Source organism: Pseudanabaena sp. FACHB-1998, assembly GCF_014696355.1.
Classification (GTDB): domain Bacteria; phylum Cyanobacteriota; class Cyanobacteriia; order Pseudanabaenales; family Pseudanabaenaceae; genus Pseudanabaena.
The window spans coordinates 92,309-110,057 of sequence record NZ_JACJQA010000024.1 but is presented as its reverse complement, the minus strand read 5'-3'; the positions used below and the strand labels follow the sequence as shown (position 1 = coordinate 110,057).

The following is a 17,749-nucleotide window of genomic DNA, read 5'->3' as shown; positions in this document are numbered from 1 at the left end:
CAGCTTTTTAGAGGTAAGGAATTAGAGCTTAAGAAGCATTAGCTAAAGATCAAACAGAGGTGGAAATAAAGGCGCTAGCCAAAGTTGAACCTTGACATCCCATCCGAGAATGATCGCGATCGCTGTCAAGGAAATCAGTAAGCCACCGATTTGTTGAAGTATGGCGCTATGTTTACGCAGCTTGATAAATGACTTGCTGAAATAGCGGCTGGCATAGGCAATCAATAACATCGGAATACCTGCGCCAAATCCATAGAAAATTAAAAGAATAAAAGCGCTAAAGATTTCTTGCTCAGCAGCAGCTAAAACTAAGATACTGCCAAGGACAGAACCAGCACAGGGAGTCCATAACAAGCCTAATTGCGAACCTAAAAGGAACTCACCAGCTAGATTGATCCGTTCTGGTTCTTTGAATTTAGGAAGTCGCAACTTACTTAATAATAAATAATTTAACTTTGGGAATAGAGATAGAAGTCCTAAAATTAGCAAAATGGCGATCGCCAAAATGCGGATAAAATTTGCTAAGTCGGTAAACCATAAACTTGCTACGCCTAAGAGGCTACCCGCGATCGCAAAGCCACTCATCGTTCCAGCGACGAGGGCAATGGGTCCGTAGCGATGGGTTTGGAGCGATCGCCCAATCACAATTGGTAAAATTGGCAAGATGCAAGGAGAAAATACGGTGACCATACCGCCAAGAATTGCTAAACCAATTGCGAAAGGAGAAAGTTCCATTATCTCTAGCCTAAGAGTTGTTGAATTGTTTTTTCAGTACGGTCATATGCACCTTCACCAATATGATCATATCGGAGATTACCTTGGCGATCGGCTAAGTATAGATGCGGCCAGTACTCGTTACCATAGGCTTTCCAAGTTTTAAATTCATTATCTACTGCAACCGTGTAGTTAATTCTATAGCGTTGCATCGCATCCTTAATGTTATTGATATCACGTTCAAAGGCAAATTCAGGCGTATGCACACCGATAATTTTTAAACCTTTCGCCCCATACTGCTCATGCCAGCGAGTGACATAGGGCAAAGTCCTTTGACAATTAATACAGCTAAAAGTCCAGAACTGAATCAGCACTACATTACCAACTAAGTTCCCAGTCATCAAGGGAGGAGAATTTAACCATTGAGCAATACCTTGAAATTCTGGCAACTTTGGCAAATTGGCTTCTGTTACTAGGGGCTGGGCTAGGTTTGTCAAAGGCTTGCGAGTCTCTAGTTTGGGTTTGTTGGCTGTAATTTTAGATGCGCCCAATTGCGTGGCGATCGCCGCACTACCAATCCCTAAAGCTCCCAAACCTGCATAGATCAACAATCGACGACGACGCAATAGACTATTACTCATAATATATGCTCCTAAAGGATTGTCCAGTAGAGCGATGCCATCCTTTGTTCATTAAGAAGAAGTGAGAGACGCAGCACCAAAGGTCGCGTTAAACTGGCGACACCAGATCGCAATAGACTGATATTGGTCTGGCTGAATACCTTTAGGAACTGCATAGCGTTGTTTGCCGTTAAAGCTTTTGAGAGGTGCAACTAGGGTATAGTCTCCCTTAGCGATCGCAAAATCTGGCGGCTTAGTCGTTTTTAAAACATCTGGCGATCGATGCAAAATTACAAACAAATCTGGCCCCTTATCTGATGTCTGAAAGGTTTGATCCAGTTCAACAAAATAGGTTCCATTTTCGTAGATAAGTCTAGCCGAGCCACTGGTGGGATGTTCGCCATTAACGAAACTACCAGTTCTTAATTTATTGATAGCTTTTGGGCTATCAGCCAAGACAGGAGATTTAGTCTGCAAAGATTTTTCATTCGCAGTTATTGATGTAGGAATAGACTCAACTTGGGATATGGTTGAACGATTTGCACATCCTAGAAGTATCACTGTTAAAGTGGCTAAGATTAGATTTTTATTTAACATAAATAGATTTGTTCAATTCCAAGAATCGTAATCAAGTCGCTCTTTTTAAGTTAGTCCAAGTAAAGCTTAAGATCTCCGACTTTTTCTCAAAGGGGATGAGTTATACCAAAACTAAAAATGGCTACGTCATTTTTAGTTTTGGAAAGCCTTACTCGGTTTGTTTTTTAATTCACAAAAGTGTTGTCACACTTTTGTGAATTTGTATAACTATGGTTTAGGAGCATCCGCAGGTTTATCACTTTTCATCGCATCATTCTTCATTGCATCCGCAGGTTTATCACTTTTCATCGCATCATTCTTCATCGCATCTCCCTTCATCGCATCCGCAGGCTTATCCTTTTTCATGGCATCACCTTTCATGGCATCATTTTTCATCGCGTCGCCAGTTTTATCCTTCATCGCATCGCCTTTCATTGCGTCATTTTTCATCGCTTCGGCGGGCTTGGTGGCGGGAGTGGATTGAGTGGCGGGAGTGGATTGCTGGGTAGGCGTAGTGGAATCTGCACAGGAGACAAGCCCAGAGGTCAAAACTAAACCAGCAATTAGTCCAAGAAATTTGTAGTTCATCGTTATAAGCTCTCTTTGCAATAAATGGAGTTGTTTTTTGGATACTCACTTATTGGATATACGCATGAACTTTCAAATTGGATGACAAAATAAAAGTGGCGGCGCGAAGCGCCGCCACTTTTATTTTGTCATCCAAGAATTAGTGGTGCGGCACACGACACTTTTGTTTAGACTTCTCCTTTCATGACCATTTCGCCTGTGGGTTCGGGCATATCTTTATTAGGTTCGATTGTAATTATTAAAGTCGTGGATTGCTTGAGAGCGCTCCCTAATGGCACTTTTAAAAAGACCTTGCCCTGAGCATCAGGACGAAATTGGGCGCAGTCAACCTTTTTGCCATCCACGATCGCCCAAAGACGGTAGCTATTTTCTTCAGGAATCGGTATGAGATTTTGAATGTTGATCATGGCAGTCTTTTCATTGGGAGCAATCATCACACTTCCCGAAGCCGCAGGAATTGCGCCCATTCCCTTAAGCGAAATCATCCGATTATCAGCCGCTTGTAACATAGCGATCGCTTGGCGATATTTTTGCATTTCTATTTGAGTACTGGCAATTTGCTGACGCATTTGATAATTGTCATAGCCCAAAATCGCTAGGGCGATCGCACTAATAGCGCCTAAACCAATTGCTCCTAATTTCCAGAGATTTTGAGTTTTTGGTGATCGCTTATCTGTTTCTAAATTACTGTTTTTTAAGGATTTGAAGACAAGTTCAGGATTATCTTGAGGCACAGCGATCGCCGCGATGCGATCGCGCAAATTATTAGCGGGTAAACTTTCACTCAGTCCAAGTGGTAAAAGTGCGAGGGTTTCCTGCAAGCGATCAATTTCCGTAATTAGCTCTGGATAAGTGGTGATGAGTTCCTGCATTTCGGTCACCTCATCCGACTCTAAATCACCTAAAACATAACCAGCTAATAACTCTTCCCAATTAGGAGGATATTTTTGAGGAAAACTTTCAGGATAATTTGCTTGTGTCATGGGTACTCTCGCCTCAATCTAACGCATCTTTTAAACTTTCTCTCAGTCGAATCAATCCATTTCGCGCCCAAGACTTCACCGTTCCTAAGGGCTTATCGAGTGCTTTGGCGATTTCGGTTTGGCTGAGTCCATCAAAATATGCCATTTCTAAAACTTGGCGATGTTTGTCTGGCAAATTTGCTAAAGCTGCCTTTACCTTTTCTGAACGTTCGGCAAGTGACATTGTTTCCATGAGCGAAGAATTTCTAGGGTCATAGTCGATCGCCAGATTCTGTTCCCATTTTTCTAAATGTTGCTGTTGCGATCGCGTTTTGCGAATTCGGTCAATGGCACGTGATCGCGTTAGAACCGTTAAGTAGGTAGAGATCGAACCACGGCTACTGTCATAGTTAGTATTGCGACTTAGCAGAATAAAAATCTCTTGGGTTAAGTCTTCCGCTTCTTGCAAATTACCCAAAATTCTGAGGGCTAAGCGATAAATCAACTCGCCATAGCGATCGTAGAAGATGCCAAAAGCTAGACTGCTACCCGATCGCCAAGCTTGCAAAATATCTGCGTCAGTCTGGTCAGCAAGTTTCATAGTAAAAGGAATCTCAGAAAGCCTTTGAGATTTGGACTTTGCCGTAAGTTTTTTGCTCTTTATTAATATAGCAATGTAAGTTTTGCTTAGGACATAAAACCCAAAAAGCGAGTGGCGGCGCGAAGCGCCGCCACTCGCTTTTTGGGTTTTAGCTTGGACTGGCTAACTCTTGCTTTGCTATACATACGCATCCTAAGCGAAAATGGATGAATTGCAAATAAATCGATCACCACAAGCACAGCTTATGTTTTTGAATAATGCGATCGCGTCGTATTTTTTTGAGGGCTATTTACCTAAGCTCTTTGCCTTCGACTTACCAAGTCCACTTTTAGCTACTGCCGAAGCTGAAAATGCGCCGATTGTCCTCTCTAGTGTGTTATTAAGCTTGGTGGTAATCTATCTCGCCAGCAAAATTGGCTCCGAAATAGCCAAACGGCTCGATTTTCCTCCTGTCCTCGGCGAACTTGTGGCAGGTGTCCTTGTCGGCATATCGGCTCTACATCTGATCATTTTTCCCGACAGTGGCTTATTGGTGTCCGACTCGTTGATCATGTCAGGGATTCAACTACTCAATCATCTGTCCCCCGAAGTCCTTAGCCAAGTTTTTGCTTCGCAAAGTGAAGTTATTTCAGTGATTGCTGAGTTAGGGGTGATTGTCTTGCTATTCGAGATTGGGCTGGAATCCAACCTCCGTGACCTAAAGGAAGTAGGGATTCAAGCCGTGGTTGCTGCTTGCGTCGGGGTAGCAGTTCCCTTTGCCGCAGGTACGGTGGGATTGATGATGATTTTCCATGTGGCGGCTATTCCTGCTATTTTTGCGGGAGCTGCTTTGACTGCAACTAGCATCGGTATTACCTCTAAGGTGCTATCGGAGCTAGGCAGATTGAAGTCTACAGAAGGTCAAATCATCGTTGGGGCTGCGGTTATAGATGATGTCTTAGGAATTATCGTTTTGGCAGTGGTCGCAAGTTTAGCGAAAACTGGTGAAATTGATGTGCTTAACGTGGTTTACCTAATCGTCAGTGCAACAGCTTTTTTGGTGGGCGCAATCTTGCTGGGTGGCTTTTTTAATAAAAGTTTTACAGCGATCGTCTCTAAGCTAGAAACTCGCGGCAACATTGTGATCCCTGCCTTTATTTTTGCCTTCTTTATGGCATTTATCGGGAATGCGATTCACCTTGAGGCGATTTTGGGTGCTTTTGCCGCAGGGCTAGTTTTAGACGAAAGTGACGCAAGGAATGAATTGGATGAGCTAATTAAGCCGATCGCTGATCTAATTGTGCCAGTGTTTTTTGTGACGGTTGGGGCTAGAGCCGATTTAACCGTTTTAAATCCTGCTAATCCTGATAATCGCGCTGGTTTGCTGATTGCGATTTTCTTAGTGTTAGTAGCGATCGCTGGCAAATTGGTCACGGGTTGGGCGGTATTTGGGATACCTAATATCAATCGAGTAGCGATCGGCGTAGGCATGATCCCCCGTGGTGAAGTCGGATTAGTCTTCGCGGGAATCGGTTCCGCTAGCGGTGTTCTGAGCAAACCCTTAGAGGTTTCGATCATTATTATGGTCATCCTCACCACTTTCCTCGCCCCCCCATTTTTACGTCTCGCCTTTGGACAAACCAAAGACAGTTAGGACTTAAAACCCCAAAGATAAAGGGCGGCACTTTGTGCCGCCCTTTATCTTTGGGACTAGGACAGAGCATAAAGTTAGGCTAAACTCCATAGTAATTGTTTAACCAATAATCACAATCTTCTCGAAGTTTGTTAAAAGACACGCAAGAAATAGCAGTTGAATCAACAATGATTCTATCATTTCGCCAATTTAGACGATCTATTTCTTGTGAGCTAAACCGCATATCTTTCCCAATCACAATCAAACCTTGAAATTTTGCCCTTCTACTGCCAAACGTATTATGGAAATCTGAGGTACTTCTCATATCTTCTAATTTCCATAGCCAATCAACTAATTGCGAAAACGCTGCCTCGAATCTTGGTGACCACTCAGGAGTAGCTTTATTTCTCTTGTGCATAAAAATACTATCTGGTCTGCCATCTTCAAATTCAACAAGCAAATAATTATGTGTTCTTGAATCTCCAATGATTAGGTCTGCAACAAAATCACCATTTATTTGAAATTCATGGGCAAATACATCTGGCTTTTTGATGTTTGGAATGTATGAACAAATTAGTATAGATAAATCTTGCCTTTTCTTAAAAAATGGCAACACATCTTTACGCTCACTAAGTGTTTCTTTTGTTCTAAGCAAGGCATCAAAATCATTCCACTCTAATCGGCAATTTATCGCATCAAAGTTATGTGATTTTAGAATTTTCATGCCTTCTCTTGTATTAAGAAGAGTCTACTTGAGTGACCATGATAATCAACAATATCTTCAATAATCCATTTGTCTTCATCAATAGAAATCATTAACCTTAATCTGCTGTTCACTCTATATGCATACAATTGAGTTTGATGAGTTTTAGATAAACCCGTTAATTTATAAAACTTGGGTGAATTTAATGCATTTTCAAAATTCAATTCATTCAGTGAATTGATCGCTTTAACAACCTGATTTCTTTCCGAAGGAGTAAGTGATCTTTTAGCAATTGCTGCCCGTTGTTGTAAAATTACTTTCATAACCAAATAGCTCTCCAATTTACTGTTTTTTAATGCGCGTAGCAATTAAACTTGAGCGATCGCCTCCATGAAATTTAATTTCGCCCTCAAGAGTATCGTCATCTCTCAATTGTAACCAACCACTTCCTGCGGCTTCGTCACATTCGTCATTACCTTCCCAAGTAAACTCAAGACGAGTCTCTGTTTTTCTCTGGATAACTTCTCCATCAATATATCCTGAGACCAATCCAAATTGGAACCGCCCATCACCACGCTCATCTATGGAAATAAAAGCCTCTACCTCCATATTGAGATAATCTGCTTCCCACAAATCCATCTCATCAATGCGCCAGTCACCAGTATATTTCATATTCTTTGAATCTATTTATTTACGATTTATTTGCGATAAAATTCAGGCTTTTGTTCCAAGAATAACTTTAGTCAACTAAGAGGGTAAATACACTACTGCTCTGCGGTGTAAGTACATTTAGACAAAAATTTGTGACTGCTATTAATGCAAATATATTACCCCAAACATATTTTACGCACCAAAGTTTAATAGGATCGATAATAAGTTAAGTATTTGTAAAGAATTAAAATAACAAGTATGTTATCAGCCTACCGTGACCATGTTGCCGATCGCGCCGCCCAAGGGATTCCGCCCTTACCCCTCAATGCTCAGCAAGCATCAGCCCTTTGTGAGCTATTGCAAAATCCCCCCACAGGCGAAGAGGAATTTTTACTCGCGTTACTGCGCGATCGCATTCCCCCTGGTGTAGATCAAGCTGCCTATGTGAAAGCGGGATGGCTAACGGCGATCGCTAAGGGTGAATTGCGATCGCCTCTAGTTAGCCCAGCTTACGCGGTGGAACTGCTCGGCACAATGGTCGGTGGCTATAACGTGCAGACCTTAATTGATTTGCTCACCAATGATGATTTGGGCGACTTGGCGGCAAGGGCGCTCAAGAAGACGTTGCTCGTATTTGATGCCTTTAATCAAGTTCTCGAATTATCAAAAACTAACGCGAGAGCCAAATCCGTCATCGATTCATGGGCTGCTGCCGAATGGTTTGCCAGTCGCCCTGCTTTGCCTGAAACTGTGACCGTGACCGTCTTTAAAGTCACAGGCGAAATCAATACCGATGACTTCTCTCCTGCTTCTCAAGCCTTCTCGCGTCCTGACATTCCCCTCCATGCGCTCTGTATGTTGGAATCGATGATGCCAACGGGTTTGCAAACTATTGCTGAACTGAAGCAAAAAGGGCATCCCGTCGCCTTTGTCGGTGATGTGGTGGGAACAGGTTCTTCGCGCAAATCTGCAATTAACTCGGTGTTGTGGCACATTGGCAACGATATTCCCTTCATCCCTAACAAGCGATCAGGTGGTGTAATTCTCGGCAGCACGATCGCGCCGATCTTCTTTAACACTGCCGAAGATGCAGGAGCCTTACCAATCCAATGCGATGTCACCAAATTGGAAACAGGCGATGTGATCACGATTCACACTCGCGAAGGTAAAATCACTAACGCCGCAGGTGAAACTCTCTCCACTTTCAGTCTCACCCCTGACACGATCGCCGATGAAGTTCGCGCAGGTGGTCGCATTCCCCTCTTGATTGGTCGCAGTCTCACCGCCAGAACCCGTCAAGCCTTGGGACTCCCTGCCAGCGATGTGTTCATCCTCCCCGCCACTCCCGCCGACACAGGCAAAGGCTACACCCTCGCTCAAAAAATGGTCGGCAAAGCTTGCGGCGTGGCTGGTGTGCGCCCCTACACTTCCTGCGAACCCTTGATGACTACCGTTGGTTCTCAAGATACCACTGGTCCGATGACCCGCGATGAGTTGCAAGAACTGGCTTGTTTAGGATTTAGCGCTGACTTGGTGATGCAGAGCTTCTGTCACACCGCCGCCTATCCCAAACCCACCGACATCAAAACCCATAAGGAACTTCCCGACTTCTTCTCCAATCGTGGCGGCGTAGCCCTACGCCCGAACGATGGCATTATCCATTCTTGGTTAAATAGAATGCTTCTGCCCGATACCGTCGGTACTGGTGGCGATTCCCATACCCGTTTTCCATTGGGCATTTCCTTCCCCGCAGGTTCAGGACTAGTAGCCTTCGCCGCCGCCCTTGGCATCATGCCCTTGGATATGCCTGAATCTGTATTGGTGCGCTTCACAGGCGAATTGCAAGCTGGTGTCACCCTGCGTGATGTCGTGAATGCGATTCCCTATATTGCCATTCAACGCGGCTTACTCACCGTTGAGAAGAAGAACAAAAAGAATGTCTTCGCAGGTCGGATTATGGAAATCGAAGGATTGCCTGATCTGAAAGTGGAACAAGCCTTTGAACTCACGGATGCCACTGCCGAGCGTTCCTGCTCTGGTAGCACAATTAAACTCAGCACGGAGACAGTTGCCGAATACCTGCGATCGAATGTTGCCCTCATGAAGAATATGATCGCTCGTGGCTACAGCGATGCCAAGACCCTCTTGCGCCGTATCGCCAAAATGGAAGAATGGCTTGCCAATCCCATATTAATGGAAGCCGATCCTGATGCTGAATATGCAGAAATCATCGAGATCAATCTCAATGAAATCAAGGAGCCAATCGTGGCTGCACCCAACGATCCTGACAATGTGAAGTTGCTCTCTGAAGTAGCAGGCGATCGCGTGGATGAAGTCTTTATCGGTTCCTGCATGACCAATATCGGACATTACCGCGCCGCCGCCAAGGTTCTCGAAAAAGAAGCCGCCGTCAAAGCCCGTCTCTGGGTCGCACCACCCACGCGCATGGATGAGTTCCAACTCAAAGAAGAAGGAATCTACAGCACTTTCGGTGTAGCAGGAGCCAGAACCGAAGTTCCTGGATGTTCTCTCTGCATGGGTAATCAAGCCCGTGTTGCCGATGGCGCGACGGTATTCTCCACTTCCACTCGCAACTTCAATAATCGCATGGGGAAGGATGCTCAAGTCTATCTCGGTTCCGCCGAACTTGCGGCTGTCTGCGCCTTGCTAGGTAAGCTTCCAACCGTGGAAGAATATCAAGCGATCGTCACGAAAAAGATCGATCCTTTTGCCAGTGACCTCTATCGCTATCTCAACTTCGATCAGATTAGCAATTTTGAAGATCAAGGTCGAGTGATTGCGTTGGAGGATATGCCTCGCATTGAGGATATTTTGGGTATGCCTGTAGTAGCGAAGTAGTTAGTTTAATTTGCGTATAATGGGGGTGGATGAATTAGTTCACCCTCATTTTTTGGATTTAGAGCTATGCCAGCCAAAGACATTTATCATGATGCAGTAAAAAATGCCCTCATCAAAGATGGCTGGGTGATCACGGCTGATCCTTATTTGATTCGATATAAAGATGTTGATTTGTTTGCTGACCTAGCTGCCGAACAGCCGATCGCTGCTGAACGACAAGGCAAAAAGATTGTGGTTGAGATTAAAAGTTTTTTAAGTCCTTCACCAATGCGAGATTTTGAATTAGCATTGGGGCAGTACATTCTCTATCGAAATTTAATCCAGTTAACTGCTCCTGAATACAGTCTTTATTTAGCAATCAAGGAAAGCCGTTATCAAAACTTTTTTCTGAGAGATTCAATTCAAGATCTGATACGCATCGATTCAATTAAGTTGTTGATTGTAAATACAATGCAGGAGGAAATTTTACAATGGATAGATTAGATAAGTATCGTGATATCATCAAAAAGATTTTGACTGAATATCATAGCTGGGCTTCTAATTCTAACATTAGAGAAAGGGAGAATTGTCTAGTTTTTGATGAGGTTCACGATCAGTATTTTTGGTTTTTAATGGGTTGGCAAGACAATAGAAAATATAGAAATATTCAGCTGCATATCCGTATTAAGAATCAAAAGATTTATATTGAGGATGATTGGACTGAAGAGGGGATTGCTAATGAGTTGTTAACGGAAGGTATTCCTAAGTCTGATATTGTTTTGGCTTTTCATGATCCAGAGACTCGGAAGTTAACTGAGTTTGCATTGGCTTAGAGATCGCTGGTTGATTAATTTTTTTGAGGGGCGATCGCCTATTTATCAAACCTCTACACCGATAGGAAAACTGTCATCAAAAACTTGAGCAATCACATAAGGACATTCTCTGGATAAATCCTTATAGTCAAGTGGGGTTTCTCGTACTACTAGATCCAAAGCCGACTCATAACCATCTGTCATTGCTTCATCTAAATAAGACTTCAAGCTAGGATTTTTTCTAATTAATTTTTTGATTTCGCGGCGTTGTTCCCTAATTGTTGCTCGCCAACTCTTACCACGCAAATTCGGCTGCAAATCCCACTTGAGTAAATGCCCTAGCAAAATTGCCAAACGATTTTCCAACTCAGACCTTTTCTGATTACCCAAAGATTCAATCTCTTCCGCTAAATTCTCTAAATCTAAACTATCCAACTTACCTAATCGCAAACTCTTGACCTGTTCAACTGTCCAATTATAAAAATCAGATTCATAAAGTACTGTTGATGTCATGATACTCACCGTATTAGTTTAGGCTAGGAATTGATATAACTCCTCTTGTGATTATATAGAATTATTTGCTTGAAGCGATCGCCTTGCTTTAATCTTGGGTGAATAAGCGATCACTGTTTATGGGGAATGGATAGGCGATTGTTGGTTATGAGAATGGATAGGCGATCGCTGGTTGATTGATTTTTAGAGAGGCGATCGCTGATTGTGGCTAATGGATAGGCGATTAGATAAAGATTCTAAACTTTTTTAATTATAATGTTAGGGTGAGTCCAAAGAACTCACCTCAGTTTTTACAAAACTTGTAAGAGGTTAATATAGTGACGAACCCACGTCTTGAACTATTGTCAGAACTTTAGCAAACTCCTGAAGAGTATATTCCAGAATTAATTGGAGTAAGGTGACATGATCGAGCTAAAGAGCATCAATCTTGCCTTTGCGATCGCCCAAATTTATCGAGGAATTACTCTTAGTCCAGAAGTTGAGTAAATGTGGCGCACTCGCGCCACATCTATATTTTTTGAATTGGAGCAATTTTAGGATCGATGATTTTTTTGCCTTGACCTGCAAAGGAAACCGCTAAATACATCTTGTCGCCAGTACCTAATAAATTTGCCACTTGACCTTCGCCAAATTTGTCGTGCATCACGCGATCGCCTAATTGCCAATCAATGCGAGGCTTAGGCTTAACGGCATTGACCTTAGGAGGTGCGACAGTTCTGAGAGAACCTTTAACGCTAGTGGCTTCAGCACGCTGACTCGCCTTGCTAATAAACTTATCGATCCCATGTCCTGTGAGATATTCCTTTGGCAATTCGGCGAGGAATTGGGAGGGAATGGCGTATTCGCGATTGCCATAGAGGCGACGGGCTTGAGCATGGCTCAGAAATAACTTCTCTTGGGCGCGAGTGATGCCCACATACATCAGGCGGCGTTCTTCTTCTAATGCCATGGGGTCATTAATGGAACGGAAGCTAGGGAATAGTCCTTGCTCCAGCCCAACGAGAAATACGACAGGAAATTCTAAACCTTTTGCCGCATGGAGGGTCATGAGGGTGACCTTTTCGGCATTTTCACTACTATCATCAAGGCTAGAAGCTAGGGCAGCATTGGCTAAAAAGGCATCAAGGGATGCATCTTCATTTTCTTCCGCAAATTGAACTGCCGCGTTATAGAGTTCCTGCAAGTTAGCAATGCGATCATTTGCTTCATCATTGCTCTGAGCCTTGAGTTCATCCACATAGCCTGATTCTTGGAGAATTCCTTGAATGATATCCGCCGCAGGGGTAACAGGAACTTTCTCTTGCCATTTTTGCATGAGTTCCACAAAGGAGAGAACTCCCTTTGCCGATCGCCCCGCCAGAGTTTTGACTGTCGTTTCATCGCTGATGATTTCCCAGATCGGGACACTGAGTTCTTGGGCGGCTTGCTGGAGCTTATCGAGAGTAGCTTTGCCGATGCTGCGTTTGGGGACATTAATGATTCGCATCAAGCCGAGGGTGTCGGACGGATTGGAGAGTAAGCGCAAGTAGGAGAGAATATCTTTAATTTCTTTGCGATCGTAGAAACGCAAGCCGCCTACCACTTTATATGGGATATTCCAGCGCACTAGCATTTCTTCAAAGGGACGGGATTGAGCGTTGGTGCGATAGAGAATCGCAAAATGTCCTAGATTGGCGCTAGGATTTTTTGCCCTCACCCGGCGAATCTGCTCGATTACAAATTGGGCTTCATCCACTTCATCATCGGCGCGATATAGCTCAATCAGGTCGCCATCGGGACGAGTTGCCTTGAGCACTTTATCAATACGCTGGGAATTGTTATCAATCAGTTGGTTAGCAATTTCGAGGATATTGGCAACAGAGCGATAATTCTCTTCGAGTTTGATCATTGTGCCTGTGTGGGCATCGGGCAGGCGATCGCCAAAAGCCTCTTGAAATTCCATTAAAATCGTGAAGTCGGCAGAACGAAAACTATAGATGGATTGATCCGCATCACCCACTACAAAAATAGAACGATTCTCCCAAGTGGGCTGATTATCATTTGTGGATAGTAAGCGAATCAAATCATACTGAGTGCGATTGGTATCTTGGTATTCATCAACGAGAATATGTTTAAAGCGATTGTGCCAATAGGTAAGAACTTCGGGATTTTGTTGGAAAAGTCGGACGGGTAAGAAGATCAGATCATCAAAATCGAGGGCATTATTCGTGGCTAGCTGATTTTGATAGAGATTATAAACTTGCGCGATCGACCTCTTCCGATAGGGCGAATCATCGCTTTGTTTTTCATATTCTTCGGGAGTCCAGCCTTTATTTTTGGCATTGCCGATCGCAAAGCGAACCGAGCGTGGCTCAAACTTCTTGTCGTCCAGATTTAATTGATTAACGACAATATCTTTAACTAGGGATTGCGCGTCCGAATCATCAAAGATCGAGAAATTTTTTGCCCAACTTCTCCCATTGGAATCTTTATATTTATCAATATCTAGCCGCAAAATTCGACAGCACATACTATGGAAAGTCCCCATCCATAGCCCATCTTCAGCAAAGCTGTTGATATAGCGCTTATAAACCTTTTTGCGAAGTTTTTCCTGTTCCCATTCATTAATTTCTGTTAAAGGCTTGCCATATTCTCTTTGGGCGACTTCTTGGGTTAGGAGTGATTGAATTCGCTCATTCATTTCCTTTGCCGCCTTATTCGTAAAAGTTACCGCTAAAATCTGCTCGGAGGCAACATCGTGATTGAGCAGTAAGTTGGCAATTCGGTAAGTTAAGGTGCGCGTTTTTCCTGAACCTGCGCCCGCTACTACTAGCATGGGCCCGTGGAGATGGCTAGCTGCTTTTTGCTGAGCAGGGTTGAGGTGATTTAAAAAGTTGGAACTCATGGGTACAGGAGGGAAAAACTTAGGTAGACTCTAATACAGTATGCCAAAAATGTTTACGCATACGTTTGATATGGCGATTACTGCATAAGTAATACCACAAAACCCAATAGATAGCTGCGGCTCTAAGCGCCGCAACTATCTATTGGGTTTTGTGGTTTCGGGCAAGGGGTTGATTTATGTCCAATTTAATTTATGATGGCGATCGCTATGGGACGATCGCTATGTGAGTAGCATTGGTTTCATAAAAGTCAAGGCAATGTAAAATGGTCTGTGAGAAGGTTCTTAAAAACTCATTCTCATAGACCTTTTTAGGTTTAATCACCTTTTAACTCGCCGCCTTTTAACACGTCGCAGAGCGCTATAAGCATCGTGGACATTTATTGCACTCGCCCCAATTGCACCAAGCCTTTAAATTCCTTTGCCGATCTCGACAGCGGCAATACGGTCAAGACGGTTGCCCAAAAATTCTGCACCAGCTGCGGGATGCCTTTACTCCTTGGTGGGCGTTATATCGTCGAGAGTCCGATCGCGAGAGGTGGCTTTGGTGCGACCTTCTTAGCACGCGATCGCTATACACCCGCGATGAAGAGATGTGTAGTGAAGTTGCTGCAACCCATTGGGCTGAGTGGTTCGCAAATGGTCATTGCTAAGCAAATGTTTGAGCGTGAAGCAACGGTTTTAGAAGATTTGGGGACACATCCGCAAATTCCTGATTTACTTGCCTATTTTGAGGTGCAGTCGGGACAGGATGAATTTTTTTATCTAGTTCAAGAGTTTGTGGATGGCTTCACCCTAGAGCAAATTGTGGAGCAGCATGGGGCGATCGCTGAAGCCGATGTCATTGAATTAATGCAAAGTCTCTTGCCTGTCTTAACATTTATCCATGAGAAAGGCTCGATCCATCGAGACATCAAGCCTGCAAATATCATGGTACGCAAATCCGATCAGTCTTACTTTTTGTTGGATTTCGGTGCAGTTAAGCAGGTCGCCGCCGCCCAAGGTCAAAAATCTACAGGTATTTTTACCCCTGGGTATGGCGCACCTGAGCAGATGCGAGGCGATACGGTGTTTCCCTCGACTGATCTCTATGCCTTTGCCGTAACCTGTCTCTTTTTGTTAACGGGCAAGGAGCCAGAGGAATTATTTGATGTGAATTACAATCAATGGCGTTGGGAGAGTTTTATCAAGCTAAGTCCTAACTTCGATGCCATTTTGCATAAAATGCTGGAGACTGCTCCCAGCGATCGCTTTAACAGTGCCGCTAGTGTAATTCAAGCCCTTAGCAATAAATCTCCCATTCCCACACCCATTCCATCACCAATTCCCGCAAAAACAGCCCATCAGACCAATATTCAAGTACCTGTCCCCATTACTTCCCCTAGTGCAGTTAATGCCCCCTCAGTCCCCAAGTCTATATCCACTAAATCCAATAAAACACCTTGGCTCCTATCCGCACCCATTAAGATTCAGTTCTTAGCCGCTTTTTTGTTGGGGGTAGAAGCGATGTTGCTATGGCAATTTGCGGGTACTGTAGGCAAGGCTTTGATGGGTATGCCCAATAACTTGATTGCTTTTGGTGTGGTCATGGTAGGCATAACTTTGCTCAGGATTTCCTCTATTTTAGATAACAAAGATCTATTTTTCTTCGTCAATTTGCTGAGTGTAGGAGCGATTTGGGGAGTGCAAACCCTTGTCAAAATCCCTCAATTTCAAGATTTCCCTCAATGGCTAGAGGTCGCTCAACTATGTGGAGTTGCTGGGTTTACCGCGATCGCCCTCATGGCATTCTTCCGCTTGATTTTCCAATTACTCTATTCAATTTTGTAATGAAAACTGATTATCGCGGACACGATCGCGCCTACCAACGCAACCGCCAAGATCCTAATTTTGAAGGTTGGAGTAGCGGTTATGAAGAGGATTGGGTAAATAGTTGGCTTCCTCTTATCCAAAATCATTACTTTCCTAAACAAGGAAAGCTTCTAGAATTAGGATGCGGAGCAGGTAATCTCAGTATTCGGTTTGCTCAACAAGGTTATGAAGTCGTAGGTGTAGATATTGCGCCCACAGCAATTGATTGGGCAACCGAAAATGCTGCGAAGCTAGGAGTAAAGGCGATATTTCTAACCGCAGATGTTCTTCAGTTAGCCGAGATTGAAGATAATTCTGTTGATATTGCCCTAGATGGACGTTGCTTTCATTGCTTAATAGATCGCGATCGCCAGCTATTTTTAAAAAATGTCTATCGAGTTCTCAAGCCTAAGGGCATTTTTGCGGTGAATACGATGTGTAATGAAGTTCCTGCAACCGCTTCTTGGTTGGCTAATTTTGACCAGCGATCGCGCTGTACCATACATGGAGAGATCGCTACTCGCTATATTGGTGATTCTAATGATATTTTGCAAGAAATCATTCAATCAAATTTTAGAATTTTAAATATGGAGATTGTTCCTCCCCAAAATGTTGAAGATATTGCCGATTTACGAGCGATCGCGCTAAAGCCATAGATGAAGTAACACACAATACCGCATGAAAAACCTAGTTGATCACAAAATTTTTAAATAAAAAGATTTGCTACAAATCCACATAAGCAGTAGTTAAGGCAACGAAGTTAGATATATATCAGCAACATTAAAACGAGAGGTAAGGAAATGAAGTTCGAGACACCCATACAACAAGCTTGCTATGAAAAAATTCAAACTTGGTTGCATGATTTGTATGACAACGTCTATTCACCTCCTTACGATATGCCTGTATTTGTCTTACCCTTAGGTTCAGCAACAGCCACCGTTGAAGTATTACCTTGGGGAACTACAGAAGCCATAATTTCCACTTGGTCGTATGTGGTAACGGGCGCAGAAATTACCCAAGATTTGATGCGATTTTTGCTTAAAAAAAATTCTGAACTACAATTTGGGGTTTTTAGTATTGATGATGATGGCGATATTCGCTTTCATACGACCTTAGTGGGTTCAACCTGCGATCGCACTGAATTACAAACCCTAGTTTCGTCCGTGTTGCAAACTGCGGATAAATACGATGATGCGATCGTCGCTTCGTGGGGTGGAGAACGCGCCTTAGATCGTAGTCTTTAGTAAAAGGAGTCGCTTTGCGCCTCCTTTATGTATATTCGCGAGAATGAAAAATTATTGGTGTGGGCTTTGCCCACACCAATAATTTTTCATTCCTTGCTGTAAACTCTAATAGGTTCTAGTTAACGGTAAATTGAACTCGTGAATTTTCAGACAGATGCACAAAAAGATTGCTACCAAAAAGTAGCTAATTGGCTAGCTGAATATGACAGCGTCACCAAGCCTGTTCCCCAGACACCCATTTTTAGCTTACAAAGTGGTTCGGCAACTGCCCTCATTGATATCAGTCCCTTTGGCGATCAAGAAGCTGCCATTTGTGTCTGGTCGTATGTGGCGACAGAAGTAGAAATTAGTGACGATTTACTCTTATTTTTACTGAAGCAAAATGATATTTTTCGCTTTGGGGGATTTAGCATGGCGGATGATGGCGATATTCGCTTTCACGTTACTTTGCTCGGCTCATCTTGCCAACAGAATGAATTTAAACTTGCACTCACCGAAGTTTTAGAAAGTGCCGATCGCTATGATGATCAGATCGTTCAGCGCTGGGGTGGTAGACGAGCTACGGATGATTTATTTTAGATGT

General features: G+C 43.4%; 19 protein-coding genes. 8 read left to right on the top strand and 11 right to left on the bottom strand.

Features of this window, described 5'->3' with window-relative positions; genetic code table 11:
* Window positions 1-42: 42 nt before the first annotated feature.
* From H6F42_RS08665 to H6F42_RS08640, 6 genes are all read right to left on the bottom strand, one after another.
* Window positions 43-735 carry a cytochrome c biogenesis CcdA family protein gene (locus H6F42_RS08665; RefSeq protein WP_190398957.1) on the bottom strand — a complete coding sequence of 231 codons (693 nt, stop codon included), beginning with the start codon at window positions 733-735 and terminating at the stop codon, window positions 43-45.
* A gap of 5 nt (window positions 736-740) precedes the next feature.
* The gene (locus H6F42_RS08660) at window positions 741-1,355 is read right to left on the bottom strand and encodes a thioredoxin family protein (protein ID WP_190398956.1); all 615 of its coding nucleotides are present in this window, start codon (window positions 1,353-1,355) and stop codon (window positions 741-743) included.
* A 51-nt stretch (window positions 1,356-1,406) separates the two neighbouring features.
* Window positions 1,407-1,931, bottom strand: coding sequence for a DM13 domain-containing protein (locus H6F42_RS08655; protein WP_190398955.1), 525 nt, complete (start codon window positions 1,929-1,931; stop codon window positions 1,407-1,409).
* Between the two features lie 207 nt (window positions 1,932-2,138).
* A complete protein-coding gene (locus tag H6F42_RS08650; protein WP_190398954.1) occupies window positions 2,139-2,498 on the bottom strand; it encodes a pentapeptide MXKDX repeat protein in 360 nt (119 codons plus the stop codon).
* Between the two features lie 167 nt (window positions 2,499-2,665).
* Window positions 2,666-3,481, bottom strand: coding sequence for an anti-sigma factor (locus H6F42_RS08645; RefSeq protein ID WP_190398953.1), 816 nt, complete (start codon window positions 3,479-3,481; stop codon window positions 2,666-2,668).
* A gap of 13 nt (window positions 3,482-3,494) precedes the next feature.
* The gene (locus H6F42_RS08640) at window positions 3,495-4,061 is read right to left on the bottom strand and encodes a sigma-70 family RNA polymerase sigma factor (RefSeq protein ID WP_190398952.1); all 567 of its coding nucleotides are present in this window, start codon (window positions 4,059-4,061) and stop codon (window positions 3,495-3,497) included.
* Window positions 4,062-4,305: 244 nt separating this feature from the next.
* Between H6F42_RS08640 and H6F42_RS08635 the strand changes: the two genes are divergently transcribed.
* Window positions 4,306-5,694 carry a cation:proton antiporter gene (locus H6F42_RS08635; protein WP_190398951.1) on the top strand — a complete coding sequence of 463 codons (1,389 nt, stop codon included), beginning with the start codon at window positions 4,306-4,308 and terminating at the stop codon, window positions 5,692-5,694.
* Window positions 5,695-5,773: 79 nt separating this feature from the next.
* On the opposite strand, the gene H6F42_RS08630 is transcribed toward H6F42_RS08635, so the two are convergent.
* Genes H6F42_RS08630 through H6F42_RS08620 form a run of 3 tightly spaced genes read right to left on the bottom strand, consistent with a single transcriptional unit; the run spans window position 5,774 to window position 7,048 of the window.
* Window positions 5,774-6,397, bottom strand: a complete 624-nt coding sequence (locus H6F42_RS08630) for a Shedu immune nuclease family protein (RefSeq protein WP_190398950.1) — start codon at window positions 6,395-6,397, stop codon at window positions 5,774-5,776.
* The gene (locus H6F42_RS08625) at window positions 6,394-6,699 is read right to left on the bottom strand and encodes a hypothetical protein (RefSeq protein WP_190398949.1); all 306 of its coding nucleotides are present in this window, start codon (window positions 6,697-6,699) and stop codon (window positions 6,394-6,396) included. The genes H6F42_RS08630 and H6F42_RS08625 overlap by 4 nt, the downstream gene beginning before the upstream one ends.
* Window positions 6,700-6,718: 19 nt before the next feature.
* Window positions 6,719-7,048, bottom strand: coding sequence for a hypothetical protein (locus H6F42_RS08620; RefSeq protein WP_190398948.1), 330 nt, complete (start codon window positions 7,046-7,048; stop codon window positions 6,719-6,721).
* 237 nt (window positions 7,049-7,285) lie between these two features.
* Here H6F42_RS08620 and acnB point away from each other — a divergent pair, with 237 nt between their 5' ends.
* The 3 genes from acnB (at window position 7,286) to H6F42_RS08605 (ending at window position 10,698) form a co-directional block, all read left to right on the top strand.
* Window positions 7,286-9,886: a bifunctional aconitate hydratase 2/2-methylisocitrate dehydratase gene (gene acnB / locus H6F42_RS08615; RefSeq protein ID WP_190398947.1), complete on the top strand. Its 2,601-nt coding sequence runs from the start codon at window positions 7,286-7,288 to the stop codon at window positions 9,884-9,886.
* 66 nt (window positions 9,887-9,952) lie between these two features.
* Window positions 9,953-10,369 carry a XisH family protein gene (locus H6F42_RS08610; protein ID WP_190398946.1) on the top strand — a complete coding sequence of 139 codons (417 nt, stop codon included), beginning with the start codon at window positions 9,953-9,955 and terminating at the stop codon, window positions 10,367-10,369.
* Window positions 10,357-10,698: a XisI protein gene (locus tag H6F42_RS08605; RefSeq protein ID WP_190398945.1), complete on the top strand. Its 342-nt coding sequence runs from the start codon at window positions 10,357-10,359 to the stop codon at window positions 10,696-10,698. The genes H6F42_RS08610 and H6F42_RS08605 overlap by 13 nt, the downstream gene beginning before the upstream one ends.
* A 45-nt stretch (window positions 10,699-10,743) precedes the next feature.
* Here H6F42_RS08605 and H6F42_RS08600 read toward each other — a convergent pair whose 3' ends face one another.
* Window positions 10,744-11,190 (bottom strand): DUF29 domain-containing protein, encoded by a 447-nt coding sequence (locus H6F42_RS08600; RefSeq protein ID WP_190398944.1) that lies wholly within the window; start codon window positions 11,188-11,190, stop codon window positions 10,744-10,746.
* Between the two features lie 508 nt (window positions 11,191-11,698).
* Window positions 11,699-14,074, bottom strand: coding sequence for a DNA helicase PcrA (gene pcrA, locus H6F42_RS08595; RefSeq protein ID WP_190398943.1), 2,376 nt, complete (start codon window positions 14,072-14,074; stop codon window positions 11,699-11,701).
* A 369-nt stretch (window positions 14,075-14,443) separates the two neighbouring features.
* On the opposite strand from pcrA, the gene H6F42_RS08590 reads away from it, so the two are divergent.
* The 4 genes from H6F42_RS08590 (at window position 14,444) to H6F42_RS21870 (ending at window position 17,745) form a co-directional block, all read left to right on the top strand.
* Window positions 14,444-15,901, top strand: a complete 1,458-nt coding sequence (locus H6F42_RS08590; RefSeq protein ID WP_190398942.1) for a protein kinase — start codon at window positions 14,444-14,446, stop codon at window positions 15,899-15,901.
* On the top strand, window positions 15,901-16,578 hold the full coding sequence (locus tag H6F42_RS08585) for a class I SAM-dependent methyltransferase (RefSeq protein ID WP_190398941.1): 678 nt from the start codon (window positions 15,901-15,903) through the stop codon (window positions 16,576-16,578). The genes H6F42_RS08590 and H6F42_RS08585 overlap by 1 nt, the downstream gene beginning before the upstream one ends.
* A gap of 144 nt (window positions 16,579-16,722) precedes the next feature.
* On the top strand, window positions 16,723-17,166 hold the full coding sequence (locus H6F42_RS08580; protein WP_190398940.1) for a YbjN domain-containing protein: 444 nt from the start codon (window positions 16,723-16,725) through the stop codon (window positions 17,164-17,166).
* Window positions 17,167-17,304: 138 nt separating this feature from the next.
* Window positions 17,305-17,745 (top strand): YbjN domain-containing protein, encoded by a 441-nt coding sequence (locus H6F42_RS21870; protein WP_190398939.1) that lies wholly within the window; start codon window positions 17,305-17,307, stop codon window positions 17,743-17,745.
* The last annotated feature ends 4 nt before the right edge of the window (window positions 17,746-17,749 follow it).

Excerpts from the sequence above, each read along its gene's own strand:
- acnB (WP_190398947.1), top strand. The coding sequence starts at position 7,286 with ATGTTATCAGCCTACCGTGACCATGTTGCCGATCGCGCCGCCCAAGGG.
- H6F42_RS08620 (WP_190398948.1), bottom strand. The coding sequence starts at position 7,048 with ATGAAATATACTGGTGACTGGCGCATTGATGAGATGGATTTGTGGGAA.
- H6F42_RS08655 (WP_190398955.1), bottom strand. The coding sequence starts at position 1,931 with ATGTTAAATAAAAATCTAATCTTAGCCACTTTAACAGTGATACTTCTA.
- H6F42_RS08640 (WP_190398952.1), bottom strand. The coding sequence starts at position 4,061 with ATGAAACTTGCTGACCAGACTGACGCAGATATTTTGCAAGCTTGGCGA.
- H6F42_RS08630 (WP_190398950.1), bottom strand. The coding sequence starts at position 6,397 with ATGAAAATTCTAAAATCACATAACTTTGATGCGATAAATTGCCGATTA.
- H6F42_RS08665 (WP_190398957.1), bottom strand. The coding sequence starts at position 735 with ATGGAACTTTCTCCTTTCGCAATTGGTTTAGCAATTCTTGGCGGTATG.
- H6F42_RS08645 (WP_190398953.1), bottom strand. The coding sequence starts at position 3,481 with ATGACACAAGCAAATTATCCTGAAAGTTTTCCTCAAAAATATCCTCCT.
- H6F42_RS08610 (WP_190398946.1), top strand. The coding sequence starts at position 9,953 with ATGCCAGCCAAAGACATTTATCATGATGCAGTAAAAAATGCCCTCATC.
- H6F42_RS08600 (WP_190398944.1), bottom strand. The coding sequence starts at position 11,190 with ATGACATCAACAGTACTTTATGAATCTGATTTTTATAATTGGACAGTT.
- pcrA (WP_190398943.1), bottom strand. The coding sequence starts at position 14,074 with ATGAGTTCCAACTTTTTAAATCACCTCAACCCTGCTCAGCAAAAAGCA.
- H6F42_RS08580 (WP_190398940.1), top strand. The coding sequence starts at position 16,723 with ATGAAGTTCGAGACACCCATACAACAAGCTTGCTATGAAAAAATTCAA.
- H6F42_RS08585 (WP_190398941.1), top strand. The coding sequence starts at position 15,901 with ATGAAAACTGATTATCGCGGACACGATCGCGCCTACCAACGCAACCGC.
- H6F42_RS08625 (WP_190398949.1), bottom strand. The coding sequence starts at position 6,699 with ATGAAAGTAATTTTACAACAACGGGCAGCAATTGCTAAAAGATCACTT.
- H6F42_RS08635 (WP_190398951.1), top strand. The coding sequence starts at position 4,306 with ATGTTTTTGAATAATGCGATCGCGTCGTATTTTTTTGAGGGCTATTTA.
- H6F42_RS08605 (WP_190398945.1), top strand. The coding sequence starts at position 10,357 with ATGGATAGATTAGATAAGTATCGTGATATCATCAAAAAGATTTTGACT.
- H6F42_RS08650 (WP_190398954.1), bottom strand. The coding sequence starts at position 2,498 with ATGAACTACAAATTTCTTGGACTAATTGCTGGTTTAGTTTTGACCTCT.
- H6F42_RS08660 (WP_190398956.1), bottom strand. The coding sequence starts at position 1,355 with ATGAGTAATAGTCTATTGCGTCGTCGTCGATTGTTGATCTATGCAGGT.